This window comes from Fulvivirga sp. (assembly GCF_040218215.1).
Classification (GTDB): domain Bacteria; phylum Bacteroidota; class Bacteroidia; order Cytophagales; family Cyclobacteriaceae; genus Fulvivirga.
The window spans coordinates 256,201-279,130 of record NZ_JAVJQL010000028.1 but is presented as its reverse complement, the minus strand read 5'-3'; the positions used below and the strand labels follow the sequence as shown (position 1 = coordinate 279,130).

The window sequence follows — 22,930 nt, the reverse complement described above, 5'->3', positions numbered from 1 at the left end:
GAAAAGTGGTGATTTTCTGTAACTTTTGATTGTGATAGTGAGTCTATTGTGTACAACAACACACCAATCATGATCAAAAACTACATTAAAATCGGCCTGCGGAGCTTGATCAAGAACCGCATATATACAATTATTAACATTTTGGGACTTTCGGTAGGTATAGCAAGTAGCCTATTGATTTTACTTCATGTTGAAGATGAGTTGAGCTATGACAAGCTCCATTCCAAAGGTGACCACATCTACAAAATGGTCTTGGAACGGTTGTATCCTGACCATGTAACGAATTATGCCTTCGTCCCACATTCATTTTCAGAGGTCATGGTCAAAGATTTTCCTGAAGTTAAAAATGCAGTGAGACTGTTCGCTGCCGGGCCAAACAATCCTGTGATGGTTCGCTATCAAGATGAAAAAGGTGAAGAAAAGGCCTTTGAAGAGTATGGACTAATGGCTGCTGATTCCACTTTCTTCCAAATGTTTGATTTTAAAGTAACTACTGGTGATCCTGACAAAGTGCTGGCCAATGCCCAGGATATGGTGATTACTCAAGAGATGGCTACCAAGTATTTTGGAAATGAAGACCCTGTTAACAAAACCATGCGAACTGACTTTGGTGATTTTGTAGTTCGTGGCATCTGCGAAAATGTTCCTGAAAACTCTCATTTCGATTTCGATTTTATGGTGTCTATGAAGACTTTCCAATTCCTTCAGACAGAAAATTTCACGGGTTTTTCTACACACATGTATTTTGAGCTGGGAGACAATGTGGATGTCAAAGCACTGGAAGCTAAGTTTCCAAAAATGGTGGAGACTTACGCTGCTCCGCAGATTGAGCAAAACCTAAACACCACCTATCAGGAGTATATTGCTGGTGGCAATGGATACAATTACTCACTCATTCAATTAGAGGACATTCATTTGTACCCGGTAAAATATCAGGGGGCACTTAAAAATGGAGGTAGTATCAATGATATCTATATTTTTATTTCAATAGCAGTATTGATTATACTCATCGCCTGTATCAATTTTATGAATTTGGCCACTGCCAGATCAACAGAAAGAGCTAAGGAAGTAGGAATTAGAAAAACCCTGGGTTCTCCTAAAAAGCAGTTGGTAGGGCAGTTTCTTACGGAATCTGTAATAATGAGCACGTTTGCAACCATACTGGCTTTGGGTATCGTTTATATGTCGCTGCCGTATTTCAATAGCATAGTAGGCAAGAATTTGGCACTGGCCGCTTCAGGTTCCATAGCATTGCCTTTCTCAATTACTGCCGCCCTGGTTATAGGACTTTTAGCCGGCAGTTATCCTGCGTTCGTGCTTTCTGGGTTCAACCCGGTGGCGGTAATGAAAGGAAGCATGCAGACCAATAAGAGCTCTGCATGGCTCAGAAATGGATTGGTAGTTTTTCAGTTTGCTATTTCTATCATCTTAATTACTGGCACATTGATCGTTCAGGATCAGATAGACTTTATGAGTAAGCTGGATCTGGGCTATGACAAGGAGCAAGTGTTGGTTATTGATAGAGCGGGCAGTCTTAATGAGCAGCAGGAAGTGTTTATTAGTGAGATAAAAAATATTCCTACAATTACTGAAGCTGGTGCTTCGGGTTCCATTCCAGTGAATCAATATTTCGGAATCCAATTTTTACCTCCGGGTGGTGCTGAAGTAATTACTACCAACGCAATGAATGTGGATGATGACTACATGAAAACCATGGGTTTTGAAATAGTTGCAGGTAGGGGTTTCTCCAAGGATTTTAATGATTCATTATCGATTATAATTAACGAGCAGACTGTTGAGCTACTTGGTGTTGACAACCCAATAGGCATGAAGTTGAGAAATACCAATGGTCAGCCTCCTGTGGTTACAGAGTTTGAAATTATAGGTGTAGTTAAGGACTTCCACTATATGTCTTTGAGAGAAAAAATCAGCCCATTTGTGATGCTCAGCACTGAGCTTAATAATGGCAATGGAGGCGTTATTACTGTGAGAATGACTGGTGAAGATTTGCAAGGTACTATTGCTCAGCTAGAGTCTAAATGGAAACAATTTGTTCCTCAAGACCCTTTCAAGTACAAATTTTTAGATGATGAGCTTGATCAGCAATATAAGTCTGAAGCTAATTCAGGAAAAATATTTGCTCTGTTTGCTGGCCTTGGAATTCTAATAGCGTGTGTAGGGCTTTTTGGACTTGCAGCTTATATGGCGGGACTGAGAACGAAGGAAATTGGTGTGAGAAAGACTTTAGGGGCATCGGTAATGGGTGTTGTTTTCTTACTGTCAAAGGACTTTACAAAACTTATTCTTATTGCCTTATTGATCGCATTTCCTACGGCATATTACTTTATGAGCCAATGGCTGGCAAATTTTGCCTACCAAACACCAATAAGTATTTTCACATTTGTAATGTCGGGAGGTGTAGCTTTGTTGATTGCCTGGCTAACGGTGGGTTATCAAACACTCAAAGCCGCTTTGGTCAATCCGGTGAAATCCCTCCGCAGCGAATAGGATAATATAAACAACAGGTCTGGCATTGATAAGCGCATTTTTATTACTAAATTATGCTACTATCAATGCCAGAGTCTTATGAAAACTAACCCACTTTCCACAACCTTAATATTTATTGCCCTTTTAATGTGGGGCCATTTTTCTGCATTAGGACAAACCAAAGTGTCGGTCAGTGATGTGAAATTATCGGTTAGTAAACTTATGCTGGGTAGCAGGGATATTACAGATAGTTTGGGGGTTGTCAATATTGCTAAAAATGTATGGACAGAATTTGATCGGCACGGAAAGGAAATAGGAAAGGCCAATATCATTAAGAATAAGGATAATGAAATTCATATCAAGTGGATATCAGCTACCAATGGCGCCAAGAAGGATGGTGTAACAATCTACAAACTAGATAAGGAAGGTAATAAATATACTTTTGACATCTACTTTGACGATAAAAAGCAGGGCTACTTTATTGCCTCTCCTGAATAGACTTTGACTAAGGTAATTTACTTAGATCCAGTTTTTTGAAAATCTCTATGGCCTTTTCCTGGTCAGCTTCTGTAACAACAATAGTGATTAGGTAACGGTCCATATGTCCAACCATTAATTCACTGGTATGATCCTCCTTTTGATAAACATGCCAGCCCTTGCTGCCATTAATATCCACACCTTTTGCACTTTGTTCATCGTCCTCAAAAGACATACCCATGCCCCATGCCATGGTAGTTGAAGAATACATGGCAGCAGCTCCCTGATAATCAAAAAGTGAAATGGTAAGTTCAGAGTCACCACTTTCATAATCCTGAACGGCTGTAGAATAAGACATGCCATTCATTTCAAATGAACTGCCATCAGGGTCGCCAGAAGGACTATAGCCCATAATAGAGCTAGGTAGCATTTTTTGTAATTCTTTGTAGTTGATTGCTTTTTCCTGGGACACTCCTGAGATCACCGAAATCAGTACAAGTGCAGATGTAAATATTATTTTCATTTTTTGAGTTGTATTCGACTGAAAGTTAGTGATTTACAATGCTGTGACAAAATAATTTTTCTTTTACAACATCGGAGATTATTCAGTATATGCTATTTCTTCTTGCTCGTTTTCCAGGGGTTTTCATCTTTCTCACTAGCAGCTATTATTTTTTCCAATCTTGATAGTCTCGTTTTTTCCTGCTTGGCAGAAACAATCCAATGGACGGAGGTTTTGTAATAGGATGGGGCAAGGTTTTTAAAGAATTCCCAGGCCTTTTTGTTGGCCTTGAAAAGCTTTTTATATTCACTTGGTAGCTCTTGCGCTTCTTTTTCGAAGCTGTAGACTTTGGATTTATCCTTTTTAAGATATCCATAAGCTTTGATACCTGCTGGCATCATCAAACCTTGCTTGGTCAAGGCTTTGACTTTATTAACATTGACCGCACTCCATATACTGTCTGGTCTGCGTGGCGTAAAACGCACCGAGTAACTTTCTTCATCCACCGACCTGCGTATGCCATCTATCCACCCAAAACAAAGTGCCTGATCTACTGACTCTGGCCAGGTGATGCTGGGTTTGCCAGAACTCACCTTGTAAAACCCAACCAATAGCTCTGTTTCCTTGTCATGGTTTTTGGCTAGCCATTTTCTAAAATCTGCCGGTGTAGGGAAGAAGGTTGGGGTCATGTATTTTAATTTTATACAAATGGCTTCGATAGCCAATGTTAGTACTTGTTCAATAGATGATCAGTCTGACAGCCTGTTCTTGTAATCCATATGTTGATGCAAAATCCTGATAATTTCAATCGAATTCTGATTAGTTATTCTGTAAAAGATGATGTGTGATTTAACAATAATTCCACGATAATTAATTCTAAGGTCATCATAGTTTTTGCCCAAATCGGGATTTAAACTAATTTCAAGGAATTTGTCAACAATAATCTGAAAATATCTGTCTGCTTGTTGAGCAGACCAATTCTTTTTCGTGAATTCCCAAATACTAATTAAATCTAATCTTGCTCTTGATGAAATTTTGTATTTCATTCGAGCTTATGCTTTGAATGAAGTTCTTCTAATAAAAGTTGAGGATCGAAGTTGTCCACTAGACCACTTTCTTCGCCTTCAATTAATGCTTTTGTTAGCATTTTCTTTTTTTCTTCTTGTTCCTCCAACAGTCGAAGTGCCGCTCTTATCACTTCACTGGCTGAGTTGTATCTTCCAGAACTTACTGTGGCTGAAATAAAATTTTCGAAATGATCCCCGAGTGCTATTGATGTATTCTTTCCCATCGCCTTCTAATTATGCTTATGTTAAAGGTACCAAGTATTGGTAATTATGGCAAATGTCTAGAAAACACTTCTTTATTTGGTCTGCTTAAGCCACATTGGCTAACCATTTTCTGAAGTTGGGAAGAAGGTGGGGTACATGATATGGGGTTTTAATTGAAAGAAGTATATGGAAAAGATGATGTCAAAGAAATGTAAACATTCAATTAAATCTTAACATTTTGTTAGTGTTTTTTACACATTTAAGAAATTAAAGACTACGCGAAACAACGAACACTTATCCCCCTACGGCTGATATGAATTTGTAGCAATGGTACTTCATATCTTTTGGCTATATTCTTTAGAATTGACTCATAGGCATAGTTTAGTTTATTGGTAAAAAATATTCCTTGAATACAATTACTAATATCTAAATATGAATAGTCATGTTCCGTGGAGGTAATTACCTTACATTCGTTCTCATCTCTATAATCAGTATGTTTAGAACTGATTTTTAAAATTTCCGATTCATATTTTGACCTTAAATACTCTATCTCTCCAATCCTTTCGATTTCATTTAAATCAATGCTAGATGAATCTATATTTGGTTTGAAAAGATGGTTGCTGTGGTATTCGACATTAAATAAGCGATAACTAGAAGATAATTTTTCTTCTAATTTGGATCGCGATAATGCAATACAAACTCCTTTAAATCTATCACCATATTGATCCCACATACGTGGCTTAGCAAATCCAAAATGGTCAAGTGGTTCGAAAACACCAGTATGTAGACCTTTAACTTCAATATCTGAATTTCGACACAAACATAGTTGTCGTAGGCTTTTGTAATAAGTATTGATTTTAGTTGCAATATCGCCCCCAGCAATTTTCTCGTTTAATCGTTTAAAATCTTCTTCATACCCAGAACTGGAAACCCATGGACTTGGAAGTGTAAGTTCCATTGGGTCGGATGCTGAGATTAAAGGGGATAACCTCAATTTATTCGATGGAAAAATCTTTTCAATAGAGGTATATATGGAAGTGTAATGATAAAGCGTTTTCTCACCCTCAAATTCCCGGGAATCTTCTTTAGATATAAATGACATAATACCTTGCTTATTTTGGGAACACTTTTATTCTAAAGCGTACAATCTCACATATCCTCTAGGATATCTCAAAAATAAGAAAATCTTACAGCTTACTTCCTATCTATTCGCACTCAACTCCTTCACCATATCCACAAAAAACTTCACTTTGCCAGGATCAGTATCAGGATAAACACCATGACCTAAGTTGGCAATGTGCCTTGTTGGCCCAAATTGTTTAAGCATGCTTTCTGTGGCTTCTTTAATGCTGGCTTCGCTGCCATACAATACGCAAGGATCCAGATTACCCTGGAGGGTTTTGTTTTCTCCCACCAAAGCTCGTGATTCTGCTATGTCCATGCACCAGTCAAGGCCAACGGTGTTGCAATTGATATTACCAAACCATCCTCTGGCGAAATAGGCATCTTTGGCAAATACTGTTTTTGGTACTTCGGAAATGGCATCGCAGATTTGCTTAATATAAGGCAGGCTAAATTTTTCATATTGTGTGGGCGATAATATGCCTGCCCATGAGTCAAATATTTGAACTAAATCAGCACCGGCTTCTACTTGTCCTTTGAGATAGTTGATGGTGCTGGTGGTGATCATCTGAAGTAATTGATGAGATAACTCTGGCTCGGTGTAAAGCATAGCTCTTGCCTTTGAGAAGGTCTTGCTGCCACCGCCTTCTATCATATAAGCAAAGATGGTCCATGGTGCACCGGCAAAACCTATCAATGGCACTCTACCATCAAGCTCTTTTTTGGTCACTTTTATAGCGTCAATGGTGTATTGCACATCACTGGCTTCGGCAACTTTTAGCTTTTTAATATCAGCAGCAGATTTAATAGTCTCAGGAAAATGAGGGCCGCGTTTTTCAACCATCTCATATTGTAATCCCATCGCTTCAGGGATTACCAAAATGTCTGAGAAGATAATGGCAGCATCAACACCTAAAATATCCACCGGTTGGATGGTCACTTCCGCGGCAAGCTCAGGTGTTTCCACCAGTTCTTTAAATCCGCTTAATGAATTGCGAACAGCTCGGTACTCTGGTAATATTCTACCCGCCTGGCGCATTAGCCATACAGGCGTTCTTTCTGTTTTTTCACCATTGATGGTGCGTAATAAAAGGTCGTTTTTCAAAGGCATCCGCAAAGATACTCTTGTAAAGAATTAACCCGGATTATTCACAAGAATATTTTAAGTGTTAAAACTAAATATTCTAGTGAATAATGACGAAAAACTTCCTGAAAGGTAAGTTTTTGTCAGGGTTATCCAGACATCTGCCAATTAGCGGATCGTCTGCTACTGAAGTTTGAGTGAGACACTTCTCTTTTGGTCAATAACTAATGTGAAGATTATGTCTGAATCCTGATTTGTGATAATACGAACCAACCTTAATTTTTTTATGGACTTCAATTTAGACTAATTTGTAATTATGAAGTTCACCGTTATCTGTATTGCAGTTTTGATTTCGAGCATAAGCTGTGTCACCCCCGTTGATCAAACAAAAGATGTGCAGGATTATGACCTGAACAAGGTGCCTTATAAACTTTATGAACCAACGGAGACATTTAGGCTGCACTATGACCTTCAGGAAATTTCTGGCTTAACTTATCTGACAGCTAACCGGCTTGGAGCCATAGAAGATGAGACAGGCAAATTTTACATTATTGATGTCAGTACGGGTGACGTTATCAACAAAATTAAGTTTGGTAAAAGTGGCGATTATGAAGGTGTGGAGTATGATGAAGGCACCGTCTGGGTAATGAAAAGTAATGGCGAATTTTTTTCATTTGAAATTGAAGGAGAGGAAGCCATCAATGTTAATGAATACCAAAGTGAGTTTAGTTCCAAGAATGATCTTGAAGGGTTAGGCTATTTCAACGGGGCTCTATTAATAGCCGCCAAAGGGGATGGTAAAATTGATGGAGTTGACAAAGAAGGTAAAGGCATTTATATAATAGAAGAAGAAAAGGCCAACTCACTAATATTTATCGAAAAAAGGGACCTGGAAAAATTCATTGAAAATAGGGAGCAATTTAACTCCATTAAGGACTTTGACCCATCGGCAATTGCTGTACACCCTCAGACATCTGATATTTATATTCTTTCTGCAGATCATGTATTAGTAGTCTACAATGCCGAACTTAAATTGAAGGAGGTTGTTAAATTGGATAAGCATATATTCTATCAACCAGAGGGTATGTGCTTCTCTCCCCAAGGTCAATTATTTATTTCGAGTGAGGGTGGAGAAAATAGAGGCAGGCTATTTACCTTTAATAAACTTACAAAATAAGGGATCACTTCAATGAGGGGGATTTTTGTTATCAAAACCATTTTGCTGTCCGCTGTATTTAGCCATGCTTTTAATTTGGCAATGGCTCAGAGTAAGGAGCCGTTGTATACACTTTACCTCATTGGAGATGCAGGAGCCAATACACAAGGGCAGGCAGCTAATCTGAAATTAATTAAACAGCAGATGGAAAATGATGCTAATAAAGGCATCATATTTCTAGGTGATAACATCTACCAGCAGGGCATGCCAGCCATCGGCAACAAAGAGCGGGCTACCGCTGAAGCGGCCATTCAACCACAGATAGATTTGGCAAGAGCATTTGGTAAAGATGCCTATATCATACCAGGAAACCATGACTGGGCACAGGGCAGAAGTTATGGCTGGACGCAGGTCATGAGGCAGGAAGAATATATCGAAAACAGGTTAGATAGTGCTAATGTTTTTATTCCAAGTAATGGCTGTCCCGGACCTATTGAAGTGAGTCTCAATGAGCAGATTACCCTGGCAATTATTGACACGGAATGGCTACTTTACGGCTGGGATAAGCCAGATGAAGAACAGGGAGGTTGTGATGCAAAAACGTCACTAGAGGTATTTCAGGAGCTGGATAATATTCTGGAAAGGAATAAGCATAAAAGAGTGGTAGTTGCCACCCATCATCCTATGATTACCTATGGTGAGCATGGGGGACAATTCCCCGGTAAATTATATTGGCTACCACCCATGGCAGGGGCAATTTATCCTGTTTATAGAAAACTTATAGGCAGTGTGCAAGATCTTTCAAACCCAAAATACAAGACAATGAGCAATGCATTTATGGCTGTAATGGAAAAATACCCCAACACTATCCATGCTTCAGGGCACGAACATAGTTTGCAGTATTCCTTCAAAGACAATGTTCATTATATTGTAAGTGGGTCAGGCAGTAAAACAACTTATGTCAAACAAAAGAAGTATGCTGAGTATGCTGAATCTGTCAATGGATTTTCAAAGGTATTATTTTATGAAGATGGTACTACCAAAGTAGAATTTTGGTCTCCCAATGATTCTAAAACTTTTGAAAAGGAGCTGATGGTAAAGCCATTTAATAGGCAATTGACTGCCAAGGAGTTTGCGCAGCAAATCGACTTAAAGGACTCTGTAGTAGCGACCAAAGCCAGCGAGCAGTACAATACCAGCAAGTTTCATCAGCGTTTCTTTGGCGCCAATTACCGGGACGTTTGGAACCAGGAAATTGAAGTGCTTGTATTTGATATTGGCAGCGAGCACGGAGGTTTGAAAATTGTACAGCGTGGTGGCGGACAGCAAACCAAGTCCTTGAGGTTGGAAGCAGAAAATGGAAAACAATATGTGCTGCGCTCTATTGAAAAATATGCAAAAGGTGCTATTCCCGATTTTTTACAAAACACCTTTGCCCAAGATTTGGTGCAAGATCAAATTTCCGCATCACATCCTTACGGGGCTTTTGTTGTGCCATTTTTGGCGGAGGCGGCTGATATTTATCATACTAATCCAAAAGTAGTTTTCATTCCGGATGACCCACGGTTTGGTATTCATCAACAGACTTTTGCCAATACGCTGGCACTGTATGAGGAGCGGCCTGCCAAGGACTGGTCTGATGCAGATTTCTTTGGCAATTCGCCAGACATAGAAAACACCACGAAGGTGATTTCCAACCTTGCAAAGGATAATGACAATTATGTAGATCAGAAATTTGCCCTTAAGTCAAGACTCTTTGATCTGCTGATTGGTGACTGGGATCGTCATGATGACCAATGGCGCTGGTCAGAGATTGATGAAGGAAAAGGAAACAGATACCGACCAATACCGCGTGATAGAGATCAGGCCTTCTTTGTTAGCGGAGGTTTTTTTCCTTCAATCTGGACAAGGAAGTGGGCACTACCAAAATTTGAAGGCTTTGATTATGAAGTAAATTGGCCGTCTGGGTTGATGTTTAACGCACGCTATTTTGACCGATCTTTTCTCACAGGTCTTTCCAAGCAAGACTGGATTGATGCTGCCGAGACATTGAAGTCCAAAATGACAGATGAAGTTATAGAAAACGCTATCCGTCAATGGCCCAAGGTTATTTTCGATCTTCATGGTCAGGAAATTATAGACAAGCTTAAAGCACGTAGGGAAAAACTTACCGAATATGCCATTGACCATTACTTGTTCTTAGCTAAGAAGGTGGATGTTGTTGGCAGCAATAAACATGAACATTTTCAGGTGGACAGGCTGGAAAATGGCGATGTGCACGTTGTAATGCGTAAGATGGGCGGTGATGGCGATAAAAAGAAAGTGCTGTTCGATCGCGTATTTAAATATGATGAAACCAAGGAAATCAGATTGTATGGATTAGGAGATGAGGATGAATTTGAGATTGAAGGTGAGAGTAAAAAAGGCATTAAGTTAAGGGTCATAGGTGGAGAAGGTGAGGATGAGCTGGATGACGACTCAAAAGTAGCTGGTTTTGGCAGGAAGAATATTTTCTATGACACCAAAGAAGGAAACAAATTAAAGCTAAATGGTGAAAGCAGAAACAGGCTTTCTAATGATGAGGCCGTCAATAACTATGATAGAAAGGCCTTTAAATATAATGTGCTGATGCCTTTGGTTACCGGAAGTTTTAACCCTGATGATGGCGTGTTTCTCGGTGGCGGATTTAGCTATACAAATCATGGTTTTAGAAAAGAACCGTTTAAATCCAGGCATAAGTTTTTAGGCAGCTATGCTTTCAATACATCTTCTTACAACTTCAATTACAATGGAGAATTTACCGATGTCATTGGCAAATGGAATGCCGAAGTTGATGTTACTGTTAATGCTCCCAACTATGTAAACAACTTTTTTGGTATTGGCAATGAAAGTGATTTTGATCAGGATATTGATGAGACTGTTAATGTTAAGAGATCGATAAACTATTACCGCCTAAGGTTTGAGGAATATGCCTATGAGGTGGGGCTTTTTAGAAAAATTGGTGCTTTTGCCAAAATAGGAATCACCCAAGATCTGGTCACATGGGAGCTAAACTCTGATATTAATGATGATAGGTACGTTACCGATATCTTTTTGCCAGGATCTGGCCTCGAAAATGAAAATACCTATAGTTATATTGGAGGAGGCCTTAGGCTAGATGTTGATACCAGAAAAAACCCAAGTTTTCCAACATCGGGGATTTTTTGGTCCAATAAAATCAACACACTTTATGGTTTTCGGGATACCGAAGATGACTTTCATCAATATAATACCAGCCTGTCGCTTTATCATAGTTTCAAATTACCAGCGAGGTTGACATTTGCTACCAGGGTTGGTTATGGTATTAACTTTGGAGACTATCCATTTTTTAAAGGGCAAACTTTAGGTGGCAGGGAACAAATCAGGGGCTTTAGAAAAACCAGGTTTTATGGTGACAAGAGCCTTTACAGCAATTTTGAATTCCGATTGAAGCTGCTAAGCTTTAGAAGTTACCTGTTCCCAGCTACAGCTGGAATTATAGGCTTTCATGATGTAGGCAGGGTATGGGTTGAAGGTGAAGATTCAGACAAATGGCATCGAGGTGTTGGCGGGGGCTTATGGCTTGCGCCATTTAATCTTGCTGTAATTTCTACGGAAGTTGGTGTGTCTGAAGAAGAGACTTTGTTTTATATTAGACTAGGATTTTTGTTCTGACAAAAAATCTCCCTTTATTGCCTGAAAATGAGTATATTAAAATTGATGATTGGGCGGTTATATAGGAAATTATCCTTCTTTTTTACTCTTGTTGTTATAGGCGGGTCCACTCACTTTGCTCATGCTCAATACATGGATATTGACAGTTTAGAAACACTGCTAGCTGCCAATCCACCTGAAACGGTAAAGGTGAGTTTGCTATACAAGCTCAGCAGGGAGTTGGTTTATGTTGACCCCATCAAGGCCATGAATTATGCCGAAGAGTCATTGGCGCTAGCCTCAAAGTATAATAGCAGAATAGATATAGCTTACGCATACAGAATTTTGTCTTCAATTTATGCGTCACAAAAGTTCTATAGTCTGTCTACAGCTGTGGGGCTAAAGGCCCAAAGGATTTTTGAAGAAGAAGGTGATTCCTTAGGCTTGGCTAATAATCATATCACAGCAGGTAATTTATATCGAATTCAGAACCTTCACAAAAAATCTGCTGAGCATCATAAACTTTCTTATGATTATTTTAAGGAACACGGCCCATCTTATCGTTTTGCTATTACAAGCCTTAATTACGGAGAGGCATTGTATTATCTTGACAGTCTGGATAAAGCTAAAACGTTGCAGTATCAGGCCATACAGCTGAATATTGAAAATGATAATTCGCTTGCCCAAACTTTTAGCTACAAGGCATTAGGACTTATTTACAAGAAAGAAGCCAATTTAGACTCTGCTGAATATTTCTTTCAGGCAGCTATTGATATTTCTAAGGTGCTTGGTGATAACTCGCAGAAGGCATCAACGCTGGAGTCTATGATAGAGTTAGCTGACTTATACGAGCAGCACGGAAGGAAAGATGAACAGCTAAAATTACTACTGGATGCAGAAAAATATGCTTTGAAATATCATCGGTCGAATGAACTGGAGGAGGTTTATTTTCAGCTTGTTAAATATTATGCCGAAGGCAGAGATATTGACATGGCTCACCAGTACCTTGATTATTATCAAAATATCAAAGATTCACTCCTTTCAGCCACCATTGCAGATAGAGAAGGTCTGCTAAATACAGTTTACAACTCTATGAAGGTAGGAGTAGAGAACCAGATTTTAGCAGAACAACAGGAGTACTCGGAATCCCTAATAAAAAAGCAGCAAACGTATTTGATTATAGTGGCAGTTCTGGCCATTATAGCCTTTTTTGCCCTGCTGTATGCCATGGTTAGTAGAGCTAAGTTACAGAATTCAGTAAAGCTGCTGAATGAGCAAAAGGAGCAGATCCGTCATAAATCTGAAGAGCTGGAAGAGCTTGTAATGACCAAGGATAAGATGTTTTCTATCATTTCACATGATTTGCGAAGTCCATTGCAATCTATTATTGGCTTTTCTGAGCTGGTTAAAAAACATATGGATTCGCTGTCTCAGGCAGAAGTGATTGAAATGATGAACCAGCTGAGTGACAATGTAAGCGCTACCTTGAAAATGACAGACAATCTGATTCAATGGGGGAGATTGCAAATGGAACAGTCTTCAATAAGCCCTATGCAGTTTAACATAGCAGAAATTATAAAAACACTTAAAGATGTTTATCAACCTCTGGCCGAGCAAAAGGAGATAGCCCTATCGGTACAGGTAGCTGACCGCTGCACTGTTTATGCAGACCCAAATCACTCTGAATTGATAATTAGAAACCTTGTGAATAATGCTATAAAATTCACAGAACCTAAGGGTGAGGTTAAAATCATTTGCTGGGAGAATAAAGATTACACCACCATTTCTGTAGAAGATACAGGAAGGGGCATTCCACAAGGCATGATGGATGATTTATTCAATTTAAAGATAACCTCTACCCGTGGAACAGCTGGTGAAAAAGGCACTGGCCTGGGCCTTATGCTCTGTCAGGAATATGCCTTTCAAAACAAAGGAAAAATTGAAGTTGAAAGTAAAGAAGGCGAGGGCAGTGTATTCAAACTTTATTTGCCAAATAAGGAATCATAAGCATTTATCATTTTAGCCTATTCAGCCATTAATTTAATCAATCATTCAAATAGTGTTTTTGATTAAGTCTTTATTTTCTTTGCCGAAATTTAAAAAACAGAAACATGAGATTACCTTTAATAAAGCATATAGTTGAGTTTGTAGATACACATGATGAAGATTGGGTAGTAGAGACAATAGAGCTGATGGAACATTTGGCAGAAGCACCGGGCATTAAAGATGAGGAATTGGAAGTGTTGGGTGAGCTGCTGTCTAATCTCTATGGAGCACTTGAGGTTAGCAAAGAAGTGAAAAATGGAACCGATAAAAAGGAAGCCCTTAATGGATTTATGAAAAGGGTTGTAGGTTCTATCAATTAACAATTAGCAATGGGTTAATTGTTAATTGCTCATTGTACATTATACTAAGCATAAGGATCATTCAACCAAATCCAAAACCGTTTAAATGGGTTTTTGGTGGTGATCTTAGTTCGTTTTTCGGTAGCAGTATTACCAAATTCCTTTTTCTTCTTTTTCTTTTGCTTGTTGCCTACCTGCTCCTGCTTCGGCTTTATGTTTTGCTCGAAGTATTTCTTCTTCTTTTCCTTGAGCTGTTTTTCCCGCTTTCTTTTTTCTTTCAGGCGATTGCGCTCTTCAAGGGCTTGTTTTTCTTCAAAAGTAAGTTCAGGCTTCCTTCTTCTGTTTTTGTCGTTAGAACGCATATTTCTAGGCTGTCTGCGCTCGCGCTTATTCCCGGTCTTAGATCCATCTTCATTATCTTCACCCTCTTCCTCCACTTTTACAGGCTTTTCGGGGAGATCAATTTTGCCCAAAACCTTTATTCCTTCAAGTTTGATCTTTTTGGCCCTAATAACTTCAACTTCTTCTGCTGGCTCTTCCTCTATGCTTCCTTTTGCCGCCTCTGGTTGTTGTACCTCTTCAACCTCAGTTTGAACTTCTTCCTGAGAAGCTTCTTCTACAATTTGTGCTTCTGGTTCTGAAGTTTCTGCAACTGTTGTTTCAGCGTCTGGTTCGGTTACAACCTCCTCTTCCTTTTCTTCAGGCTCAGAATAGTTATATAATCTAAAAAGCAGGGCAATCTGGTCATCGGTAAGCTTAGAATTGCCACCTTCAGGCGCTTTTTCTCCATTTGATACTAGCTTTTCAGAAAGCTCACTTTGCATGGCCCCTAGTTTTCTGGCTATTTGTGACAACCTCATTATTTTCCTCTTTTACCGATGCTGCAAAAATGCCAATATAGGTCTAAAAAAGCATCTATTTGCCATCTAATTTATAGCTATTTATACCTGCTGATAGAATTATAAGCATTTTTGAGGTTGATAAATTCCTGCGGGTCGAGGTCTAGCATGACCGGGATAGGTGTAAACTCTACAATTTTACACGGTAGTGAGATGTAGTTATCGCTGTAAGCGCCTAGTAATTTCTTATAGGCATCATTAATCATTATAGAAAGAGGGACAATACTTTGATTACTATAAAAGGCCTTAATAATCTCAACAACGCACTGTGCTACCCCAAACTTTGTGGCTGATTCTGTTGACCTAATGCTTCGTGCCGAGTTTTTAAGATTAGTAGTTAGCTCTTCTATTTGTTTCATTCCCAAAATATCAAATATAGATTCGGAATCAACCGTAGTTTGTGAATAGACCGGTGTCATGTTCTCACCGTGTTCTCCAATAACAATAGTGTCAACCAGGCTAATATTTTTGTTCAACCTTTCGCTAATCAAAAATTTAAGTCTTATGGTATCTAAAAATGTACCTGTTCCTACAACTGTTATATTGTTCTTATATATTTCACTGATCCATTGCGATACCAACTCAACAGGATTTGAAACAGCAATGATAACTGCATCCTTCTTAGGCTGAATTTTTCTGAATACTTTTCTTACCAATACCTTATTTTGATCAGCTACGGAGTTACGCTCAGCATTCACCGCATTGCTAAATCCGGCAGTATAAATTATAAAATCAGAATGGTTGGTGACGAATGGGTTGTTTGCTATAACCTTATTATTGGTAAAAGTTCCAGCATGCTTTATATCAAGAACTCTTCCACTTACATCCTTAATATCAACAAGGTTGATGGTTGAGTTGGAAGTTTCCCCTAAAATAAGGCTGGCAATGGTACCGCCAACTTCTCCTAATCCGATGATTGTTATGGTTAAATTTTGCCTCATCTATTGATTATTCATTCAATACTAAGGCTAACAATTTAACACATTATTTTCAAATTAATTTGGCATGAGTTGTGATGTACCTATCGGGTAGCTCACCATGGGTGGCCATTTGATAGTCAGAATAGCTACATGGGATGATACAATTTCGGGAATATTTGTCCTTTCCTTTAGGAAATGGGACTTCCATCCACCATTTCTCGCTTAGCTTGCTTTTGTAGAAACACAGTGCATCAGGGTCACCAGACATTGAAACTACAAATTTCAGGTAGTCATTGGTTTTGAAGTTTTGCTCATTCTTTCTGTGGTAAAAACCTTCAATAAAATACCAAATCATGGTAGCTACAACAGCAGCAGTCTTTTTTGAGTCATCATCCTTATCAGGATTGTATTCATAAAATCCAGCGGAGCTCAACTTTTCATTAAGGCCGGCATACCAGCAAATCTGGCAAGCTTCTTCACCAGTTAACCCAAATGGTTGAGCATTGGTATTGCCAGGGGCATCGCTTGATTTTATAGCTGAAATATCAAAGGAAAGCATGTCAGCATTTCTGATAATAGGCTCCATCTCTGTGATATTAGACCTTAAGTGGCCTATGCGATAAGCCTCAAAATATAGCTTCTCCAATATGTTAATGGCATTTTGATCTATCAGATAACTCTGATATGCCAAATGGCTATAGTTAAAAAGGTAGTTAGGCTCGTGCAGGAGGATTTTGTGAATGTGCTTTTCATTCTCTGGCTCACTCATGCCTTCTTCCATATCCAGAAAAGCATCAACATTTAATAAGCTGATTAACTTTTCCATCCCTTCGTATGCCTTGTACTGACCATAATCAATGTCATGAGTGCCACCAATTACTACGGGTAGAATGTTGTTCTGTATCAACACCTGGCATACCTCTGAAACCCTACCTATGGTTTCGTCACGGTTCATGCCGTTTCTTATATTACCAAGATCAACTATTTTGTATTTTCCTGTTCCTTTTTTGAGTTTATAGAGCTTTTTTCTGATTTCATTAGCTCCTTTTGCTGCACCCTTATTGGTGATAGATCCTCGTTCTTCTTCCACCCCGATAATGGCAATATCAGCGCCCTTAAAATCAGGCATATTGTCAATATTGGCTTTTATATTTTTTAGAAAGCTGGTGCTGCTTCTAATATTTGAGAACAACTCTTCATCGAGGGGGGAAAAGAATATCTTAAGATCCATGTGAAATTATTTGGTTCTAAAATTACGACTTTGCTTGAGGAATATGCAAACAAAAAACCCTGATCTCGGCTTGGCCTGGATCAGGGTTTTAAATTACTTTTTTATTTTATCATCCTCCAAAGTCATCAAATCTGACGTTCTCAGGCGGAATGCCCATATCATCGAGCATTTTGAGTACCGCAGCGTTCATCAAAGGAGGTCCGCATAGGTAGAACTCTACTTCTTCCGGCTCAGGATGATCTTTCAAATAGTTATCATATAGTGCCTTGTGTATGAAACCAACATATCCATCGGCATCTTTATCGTCAAGTGAGTTCTTGATTTTCCATTTATCTTCTTCTAAAGGCTCAGAAAGTGCAATGTTGAATTGGAAATTAGGAAACTCATCTTCAATTTTTCTAAAGTGATTGGTGTAGAACAATTCTTTTTTTGAACGTCCACCATACCAGTAAGACACTTTTCTGCTAGTCTTTTCAGTATGGAAAAGGTGGAAAATCTGAGCTCTTAACGGAGCCATACCAGCACCACCACCAATGTAAACCATCTCTCTGTCGGTCGGGTTGATGGCAAATTCACCGTAAGGTCCTGAAATTGTTACTTTATCACCAGGCTTTCTAGAGAACACATAAGAAGAACAAATACCAGGATTTACATCCATCCATTTGCCAGCATCCCTATCCCATGGTGGAGTAGCAATACGTATGTTCAACATTACAATGTTTCCTTCTGCAGGGTGGTTGGCCATTGAGTAAGCTCTAAAAATAGGCTCATCATTAACCATTTTGAGATCCCAAAGATTGAAGTTATCCCAATCTTCTTTGTATTTATCATCAGGGTGACCTAATTCCGGCTTAGGAGTGATATCCATAGTTTTGAAATCAACTTCAATGGCAGGAACATCAATTTGAACATAACCACCAGCTTCGAAATCCAGCGTTTCACCTTCTGGCAATTTCATTACAAACTCTTTAATAAATGTAGAGACGTTATAGTTCGACTGAACTGTAGTTTCCCATTTTTTGATACCGAATATTTCTTCAGGAATCCTGATGTCCATATCCTGCTTCACCTTAACCTGGCATGATAGTCTTACCTTTTCTTTTTGCTCGGCACGGCTCAAGTGACCTACTTCTGTTGGGAGTACATCACCACCACCATCTTCTACAATGCACTTACACATAGCACAAGTACCACCACCACCGCAAGCCGATGGTAAGAAGATTTTTTGTGCAGAAAGTGTTGTTAACAAAGTAGATCCTGCAGTAGTAACAATTGGGTTTTCCTTATCACCGTTGATGATAATATTAACCGGACCCGATTGCACTAACTTAGATTGTGCAAAAAGCAGTATCAATACCAATAACAGTATGATGACTGTAAAGGCTACTATTGAAGTAATAATTACTGTATTCATTGAAATTGTTCGATTTCTTCAGTGAAAAATTGTCCTTGTTTTTAAGGACTACAAATATATTGAGTAAATGTTTAAAACTATAATGTGAGATTTAAAATTTGGACAATAATATCTGTCCGAGGAATGGCTATTGATATCTGGAAAGTGTGCTTAATTCGGCTTTAACGAAAGCTTTCCACTTGGCTTGTGCCAACTTATTTTTAGAATGGTCAGACTCATGATCATACTTAACCTGCATTTCAGCCCGTTCTTTATTGATTTTATTGAAAATCTTTTCGATTTCCTTTTTGGGAGATTTGCTGAAATGGTACTCACCAAAGGCCTTTTTTAATTTGCGGGCATGCAATTCTGAAATGTCAAAATGTAATTGTTCGTGTTCTAATAATAAGTCAGTTTGTTTTTGACTTTTTATCCAGGACTGCTCAGCATTAAAGAATGAGTGCACTTCAAAGTTAACTTGTGCTGCACTACCTTGTGTGGTGAATGTATAAGTATATCGCACTCCTGAATTAGCCTCTGCATCAAAAGGACTTGAAGGGTTTGGTGCTCCTTTGAAATCTGCCCAATCTATGGTTCTGCCTTCTTGCCAAAAAATCATACCATCATACTCCGTTGGAGCAAGATTGGCGATTAAGACAAACAAAATAAAGTTGAACATAGGACTGATAAATTGGGCTGATGAAATTGGGAATTTTTCAGCTCATAATCAAGTCAGATTTATAACTAAAACACGCAATCTGGATTGATGTAAGAAATTGTGAATGTTTACATCAAGTGATAATAAAAATGTCCTCCATTAATGGAGGACATTTTGCGATTAACTTTTGAAATGCATAGAGTTACTCATTAACCTGAGTTCGATTAATAATTGGTAGAAACTACATCTAGATCGTCATTGCGGAAACTTTCTTCATTCCTTTTTTCAAAAGGAAGAAAATTGTCCGTAATCTCATGTAAATATTATTGAGATACCGGATAAATAAAGGTTTTTAAAATGTAAACCTTTATTTTCCGGCATGACGCCCGTTTTTATTAATCGAGTTCAGGTTATTAAGCACACTATCAATCTTAGGAATAAACTCATCTGTTAGTTCATTAGGGATAGGAATGGTCAAGTTGTAGTGGGCTATTTTCCACCCATTATCAGTTTTATTCAATACACCAGTTCCACGGCTTGGGCCGAGGTTAGGAGTGTCCAGCTCTTCATCAAACCAGGCAGTTTTACCATCTTCAGAAAAGTAAACATATCTTTTGACGGCCTTAAAACTCCAGGCTCTGCCTCTATCAAAGAAGGGCTTGCTCCACGGCTTGAAAACAGCCACTGTCCAGCGCTCCGTGGCATCAGTGCCCATAAAGATGGAGCTGTCAGATTCAAAGTAGCTGAAGTATTTTTCAAAATCAGCATCAGCTGCGGCTTGGTGCCAGGCATCCATTATGATATCAATTTCTGCCTTGGTAGGCTCTTCTGTAACTTCCACTTTAGCTGTGCAAGCGGCTAGAGCAATTAAGAAGATAAGTTTTAAATATTTTTTCAACAGACTACTCTTTAGATGGTTCATATCCTTTATTAATTCCTTTTTCTATTGCAGGTATTCCTTTTCCCATCCAGATTGGCTCAGGCGCATCTTTAAGATAGTGATCAAAAAATTGGCTCATACGAACATTGAAGTCACGGATGTTCTCATACTTCGTTGGCCAGTGAGGTTCGCCATTATAGTTAAGCATCCAAACTGGTTTCCCTAGCCTTCTTAAGGCAGTATAATATTCTATACCCTGATACCACGGCACGTGGCCATCTGCATCGTTATGCATCAACAGTAAAGGTGTATTCACTTTGTCAGCTGAGAATATCGGTGAGTTTTCGATATATCGCATTGGGTACTCCCATAAGGTGCCGCCAATTCTACTTTGTGTGTGCTCATACTGGAACATTCTGCTCAAACCAGTCCACCAGCGGATACCGCCATAGGCACTGATCATATTAGATACAATGGCACCGGCTTCTGCCGCAGCGAAAAGATCAGTTTTTGTTACCAAATAAGCCACCTGATATCCTCCCCAGCTATGGCCCTGGACACCCAATCTTTTCTTATCAACAAACCCCTTTTCTATTAGAGAAGTAACGCCCGGAATCACATCATTATAGCAGCTCTCGCCTGGGTAGCCAATTTTATAGGTAATGTCTGGAATAAAAACCAAATACCCACGGCTTGCATAGAATGTAGGGTTAACAATAGACCTTATGGGCACGGCACCCCAATGCCTGTTTAAGTTGTCAGAATTTTTTTCATAGAAATATGTGATCATCGGATATTTCTTATTCGGATCGAAGTTTTCAGGCTTGTAAAGCAAACCTTCCAAAGCCTCTCCATCCAATGAATTCCAATTGACCAGTTCTACTGTAGCCCAGTTGTATTGCGATTGTTGAGGGTTGGCAGTACTTAATCTTGTGCTTTTCTTAAAGGCATAGTTAGTGGCATATAAATCAGGGTAATCAACCTGATTACCCTTTTGGTATATAATTGTTTCAGCATTTTTTGCTTTTGCAAACCCTCTAAAGTCAGCACCTTCCATCATTAACTTTTTAGGAGCAGAGAAATTCTGCATGCTTGCTACTCCAGCACTCTTATCCGTTTCCTGAAACAATTCTAAAAGTATATAAGAAGGATCTATAGCTTCTTCGTCTCTATCAAGGTCAACATAACGGTATTTAGTTTTTGAAGACCTTCCGTCAGTTAGCTTTTGTGGAGTTGCACTATTATCTGGTGATAACTTCCAGATGTCATATCGATCATAGATTAAGAAATTTTGATCTCCGCTAGTCCATCCAGCCGAACCATACTGATAAGGATAGTTAGGCTGGTCATTTAATTCATCAGCTAGTGACACCTTAATTTTATCAGTTAATAAATAGGTCTTTTGAGCCTCATTATCATAACTTGACCAAGTGGTGTCCTCGGCATTATACCAGTATAAGTACTGACCTCCTGCTGAGATATCCCCATCTCCACGAACTTCTTGCTTAGCTAGAGTGGCTTTGCCCGTATTAAGGTTAATCGAATATAAGTCTGTGCGCCTTGGGTACCCTTCCCAAGAAATATATTTTTCATAAGGCAGATTGGAAACGCCAAGTGCATAATCAGCATCACCATGGTCAGGAACTTTTACCTCTGGGATATTCAATTGCCCGAGCTGAACAATTTTCTCATCCATTAAATTATAATAAGCTTTGTAAGATCTTTTCCTGTCTTCATCAGCCTCAATATTTTGTTGTGTATGAAGTCTTCCATTTTGGTAGTTCCATATTTCTACCTGTATAATTTCATCAGTTAGTAAAGTAGTGTCCTGAACTATAGGCTCTGGAGAGCTTCCAAAGAAAATCCTTGTTCCTTTTCTTGAGAATTCCACTTTACCGTTTTGATTAACTATCCAGTCTGAAGGAAGTCCGTCTGAGCCTCTTTTAGCAACAACTAATGCGCTGTCCTTACCTTGAGCCCAGTAACGCATCTGATAATCTCGGATCAGGGCTTTGGTGGTGTCGAGGTCAGTAAGAAATGCCGCTTGCAGCCCATCTTCTGATAATGCTAATTGTGTGTATTTTCCTTTGGCCCTGCATAACGGCAGACTGTTTTTGTTACTGTTTTGGTAGTAATACACACCTTCATTGATAGTGGAATCTTTGCCTGAAGTGTGGTAAATAAAATTGGCCCCTCTTTTTGAAACCTCATAGTCAGTTACATAAAACAAAGTATCTTTTTCTTTAGTGTTCAAATCCAGGACCACTAAATGATAGCCATTGTCTTTGCTTACTTTCTTCCCTTTTTTCTTTTTTGGTTTGGGCTTGTCCTCATCAGTTTTAGTGCTGTCCTTTTCTTCCTTTTTTGGAAGCTCAGGTTCTAGCTGAAAAGTCAGCATTCCCGGCCATTCTTTTGGCACTTTGTACGATTTAACCCTGGCGTATTTTTCTATCGTTTTGGTTGAGATATTAAAAATCCCTAAGGAGTCTTTTGGCAGCTTGTCATCTTTAGTTTTTATTCTTTTTAGTGCTCTCACAGAATCCATGGCTGGTTTTATAGTAAAAATCACATATTTGGAATCCCAGGTAATGGTTGAGCTTTCAGCTCTTGGGATAGAGGCTAGCTCTTTGCCGTCACTACCCATTATTTTCATGGTTTGATCCCCTTTACCGGGCACCAGGTGATAGACAATTATTTTACCATCGGGAGACACCTCAGTTGAGGATACCCTGTTCCAAATGTCAAAATCATCATGATCAAGAGTTTTTTTCTGAGCTTGAGCTGTGATGCAGATGAACATCAAAGCAATTAAAAAGAGTAGTTTCATAATATA

At 38.9% G+C, this 22,930-nt stretch carries 19 protein-coding genes; 6 read left to right on the top strand and 13 right to left on the bottom strand.

What is annotated here, in order from left to right; all coding sequences use genetic code 11:
- Nucleotides 1–69: 69 nt before the first annotated feature.
- Together RIB54_RS19580 and RIB54_RS19575 are read left to right on the top strand one after the other, a co-directional pair.
- Nucleotides 70–2,508 carry an ABC transporter permease gene (locus tag RIB54_RS19580; protein WP_350102496.1) on the top strand — a complete coding sequence of 813 codons (2,439 nt, stop codon included), beginning with the start codon at nt 70–72 and terminating at the stop codon, nt 2,506–2,508.
- Nucleotides 2,509–2,586: 78 nt separating this feature from the next.
- Complete coding sequence (locus RIB54_RS19575) at nt 2,587–2,985, top strand: hypothetical protein (RefSeq protein ID WP_350102494.1); 399 nt, start codon at nt 2,587–2,589, stop codon at nt 2,983–2,985.
- A gap of 7 nt (nt 2,986–2,992) precedes the next feature.
- Here the strand turns inward: RIB54_RS19575 and RIB54_RS19570 are convergent, their stop codons facing one another.
- From RIB54_RS19570 to hemE, 6 genes are all read right to left on the bottom strand, one after another.
- Entirely contained in the window at nt 2,993–3,487 is a 495-nt protein-coding gene (locus RIB54_RS19570) for a CBS domain-containing protein (protein ID WP_350102492.1), read from the bottom strand.
- A 92-nt stretch (nt 3,488–3,579) separates the two neighbouring features.
- A complete protein-coding gene (locus tag RIB54_RS19565) occupies nt 3,580–4,155 on the bottom strand; it encodes a YdeI/OmpD-associated family protein (RefSeq protein ID WP_350102490.1) in 576 nt (191 codons plus the stop codon).
- 60 nt (nt 4,156–4,215) lie between these two features.
- Nucleotides 4,216–4,512, bottom strand: a complete 297-nt coding sequence (locus RIB54_RS19560) for a type II toxin-antitoxin system RelE/ParE family toxin (protein ID WP_350102487.1) — start codon at nt 4,510–4,512, stop codon at nt 4,216–4,218.
- Nucleotides 4,509–4,757 (bottom strand): type II toxin-antitoxin system ParD family antitoxin, encoded by a 249-nt coding sequence (locus RIB54_RS19555; RefSeq protein WP_350102486.1) that lies wholly within the window; start codon nt 4,755–4,757, stop codon nt 4,509–4,511. The genes RIB54_RS19560 and RIB54_RS19555 overlap by 4 nt, the downstream gene beginning before the upstream one ends.
- Nucleotides 4,758–5,011: 254 nt before the next feature.
- Nucleotides 5,012–5,839 (bottom strand): DUF2971 domain-containing protein, encoded by an 828-nt coding sequence (locus tag RIB54_RS19550; protein ID WP_350102484.1) that lies wholly within the window; start codon nt 5,837–5,839, stop codon nt 5,012–5,014.
- 99 nt (nt 5,840–5,938) lie between these two features.
- Nucleotides 5,939–6,970 carry a uroporphyrinogen decarboxylase gene (gene hemE / locus RIB54_RS19545; RefSeq protein WP_350102482.1) on the bottom strand — a complete coding sequence of 344 codons (1,032 nt, stop codon included), beginning with the start codon at nt 6,968–6,970 and terminating at the stop codon, nt 5,939–5,941.
- Between the two features lie 289 nt (nt 6,971–7,259).
- On the opposite strand from hemE, the gene RIB54_RS19540 reads away from it, so the two are divergent.
- The 4 genes from RIB54_RS19540 (at nt 7,260) to RIB54_RS19525 (ending at nt 14,137) form a co-directional block, all read left to right on the top strand.
- On the top strand, nt 7,260–8,120 hold the full coding sequence (locus RIB54_RS19540; RefSeq protein WP_350102480.1) for an SdiA-regulated domain-containing protein: 861 nt from the start codon (nt 7,260–7,262) through the stop codon (nt 8,118–8,120).
- Between the two features lie 12 nt (nt 8,121–8,132).
- Complete coding sequence (locus RIB54_RS19535; protein ID WP_350102477.1) at nt 8,133–11,792, top strand: metallophosphoesterase; 3,660 nt, start codon at nt 8,133–8,135, stop codon at nt 11,790–11,792.
- A gap of 27 nt (nt 11,793–11,819) precedes the next feature.
- A complete protein-coding gene (locus RIB54_RS19530) occupies nt 11,820–13,778 on the top strand; it encodes an ATP-binding protein (protein ID WP_350102475.1) in 1,959 nt (652 codons plus the stop codon).
- A 104-nt stretch (nt 13,779–13,882) separates the two neighbouring features.
- Nucleotides 13,883–14,137 (top strand): DUF6952 family protein, encoded by a 255-nt coding sequence (locus tag RIB54_RS19525; RefSeq protein ID WP_350066559.1) that lies wholly within the window; start codon nt 13,883–13,885, stop codon nt 14,135–14,137.
- A 44-nt stretch (nt 14,138–14,181) separates the two neighbouring features.
- Here the strand turns inward: RIB54_RS19525 and RIB54_RS19520 are convergent, their stop codons facing one another.
- From RIB54_RS19520 to RIB54_RS19490, 7 genes are all read right to left on the bottom strand, one after another.
- Nucleotides 14,182–14,976, bottom strand: coding sequence for a hypothetical protein (locus RIB54_RS19520; RefSeq protein ID WP_350102474.1), 795 nt, complete (start codon nt 14,974–14,976; stop codon nt 14,182–14,184).
- A 77-nt stretch (nt 14,977–15,053) separates the two neighbouring features.
- On the bottom strand, nt 15,054–15,956 hold the full coding sequence (locus RIB54_RS19515; RefSeq protein WP_350102472.1) for a lactate/malate family dehydrogenase: 903 nt from the start codon (nt 15,954–15,956) through the stop codon (nt 15,054–15,056).
- A 49-nt stretch (nt 15,957–16,005) separates the two neighbouring features.
- Complete coding sequence (locus RIB54_RS19510) at nt 16,006–17,166, bottom strand: formimidoylglutamase (RefSeq protein ID WP_350102471.1); 1,161 nt, start codon at nt 17,164–17,166, stop codon at nt 16,006–16,008.
- Between the two features lie 109 nt (nt 17,167–17,275).
- Nucleotides 17,276–18,580: an NADH:ubiquinone reductase (Na(+)-transporting) subunit F gene (nqrF, locus tag RIB54_RS19505; protein WP_350102469.1), complete on the bottom strand. Its 1,305-nt coding sequence runs from the start codon at nt 18,578–18,580 to the stop codon at nt 17,276–17,278.
- A gap of 127 nt (nt 18,581–18,707) precedes the next feature.
- Complete coding sequence (locus RIB54_RS19500) at nt 18,708–19,238, bottom strand: DUF922 domain-containing protein (protein ID WP_350102467.1); 531 nt, start codon at nt 19,236–19,238, stop codon at nt 18,708–18,710.
- 346 nt (nt 19,239–19,584) lie between these two features.
- On the bottom strand, nt 19,585–20,115 hold the full coding sequence (locus RIB54_RS19495) for a nuclear transport factor 2 family protein (protein WP_350102465.1): 531 nt from the start codon (nt 20,113–20,115) through the stop codon (nt 19,585–19,587).
- A 4-nt stretch (nt 20,116–20,119) separates the two neighbouring features.
- On the bottom strand, nt 20,120–22,924 hold the full coding sequence (locus RIB54_RS19490) for an alpha/beta hydrolase family protein (protein ID WP_350102464.1): 2,805 nt from the start codon (nt 22,922–22,924) through the stop codon (nt 20,120–20,122).
- Nucleotides 22,925–22,930: the final 6 nt, after the last annotated feature.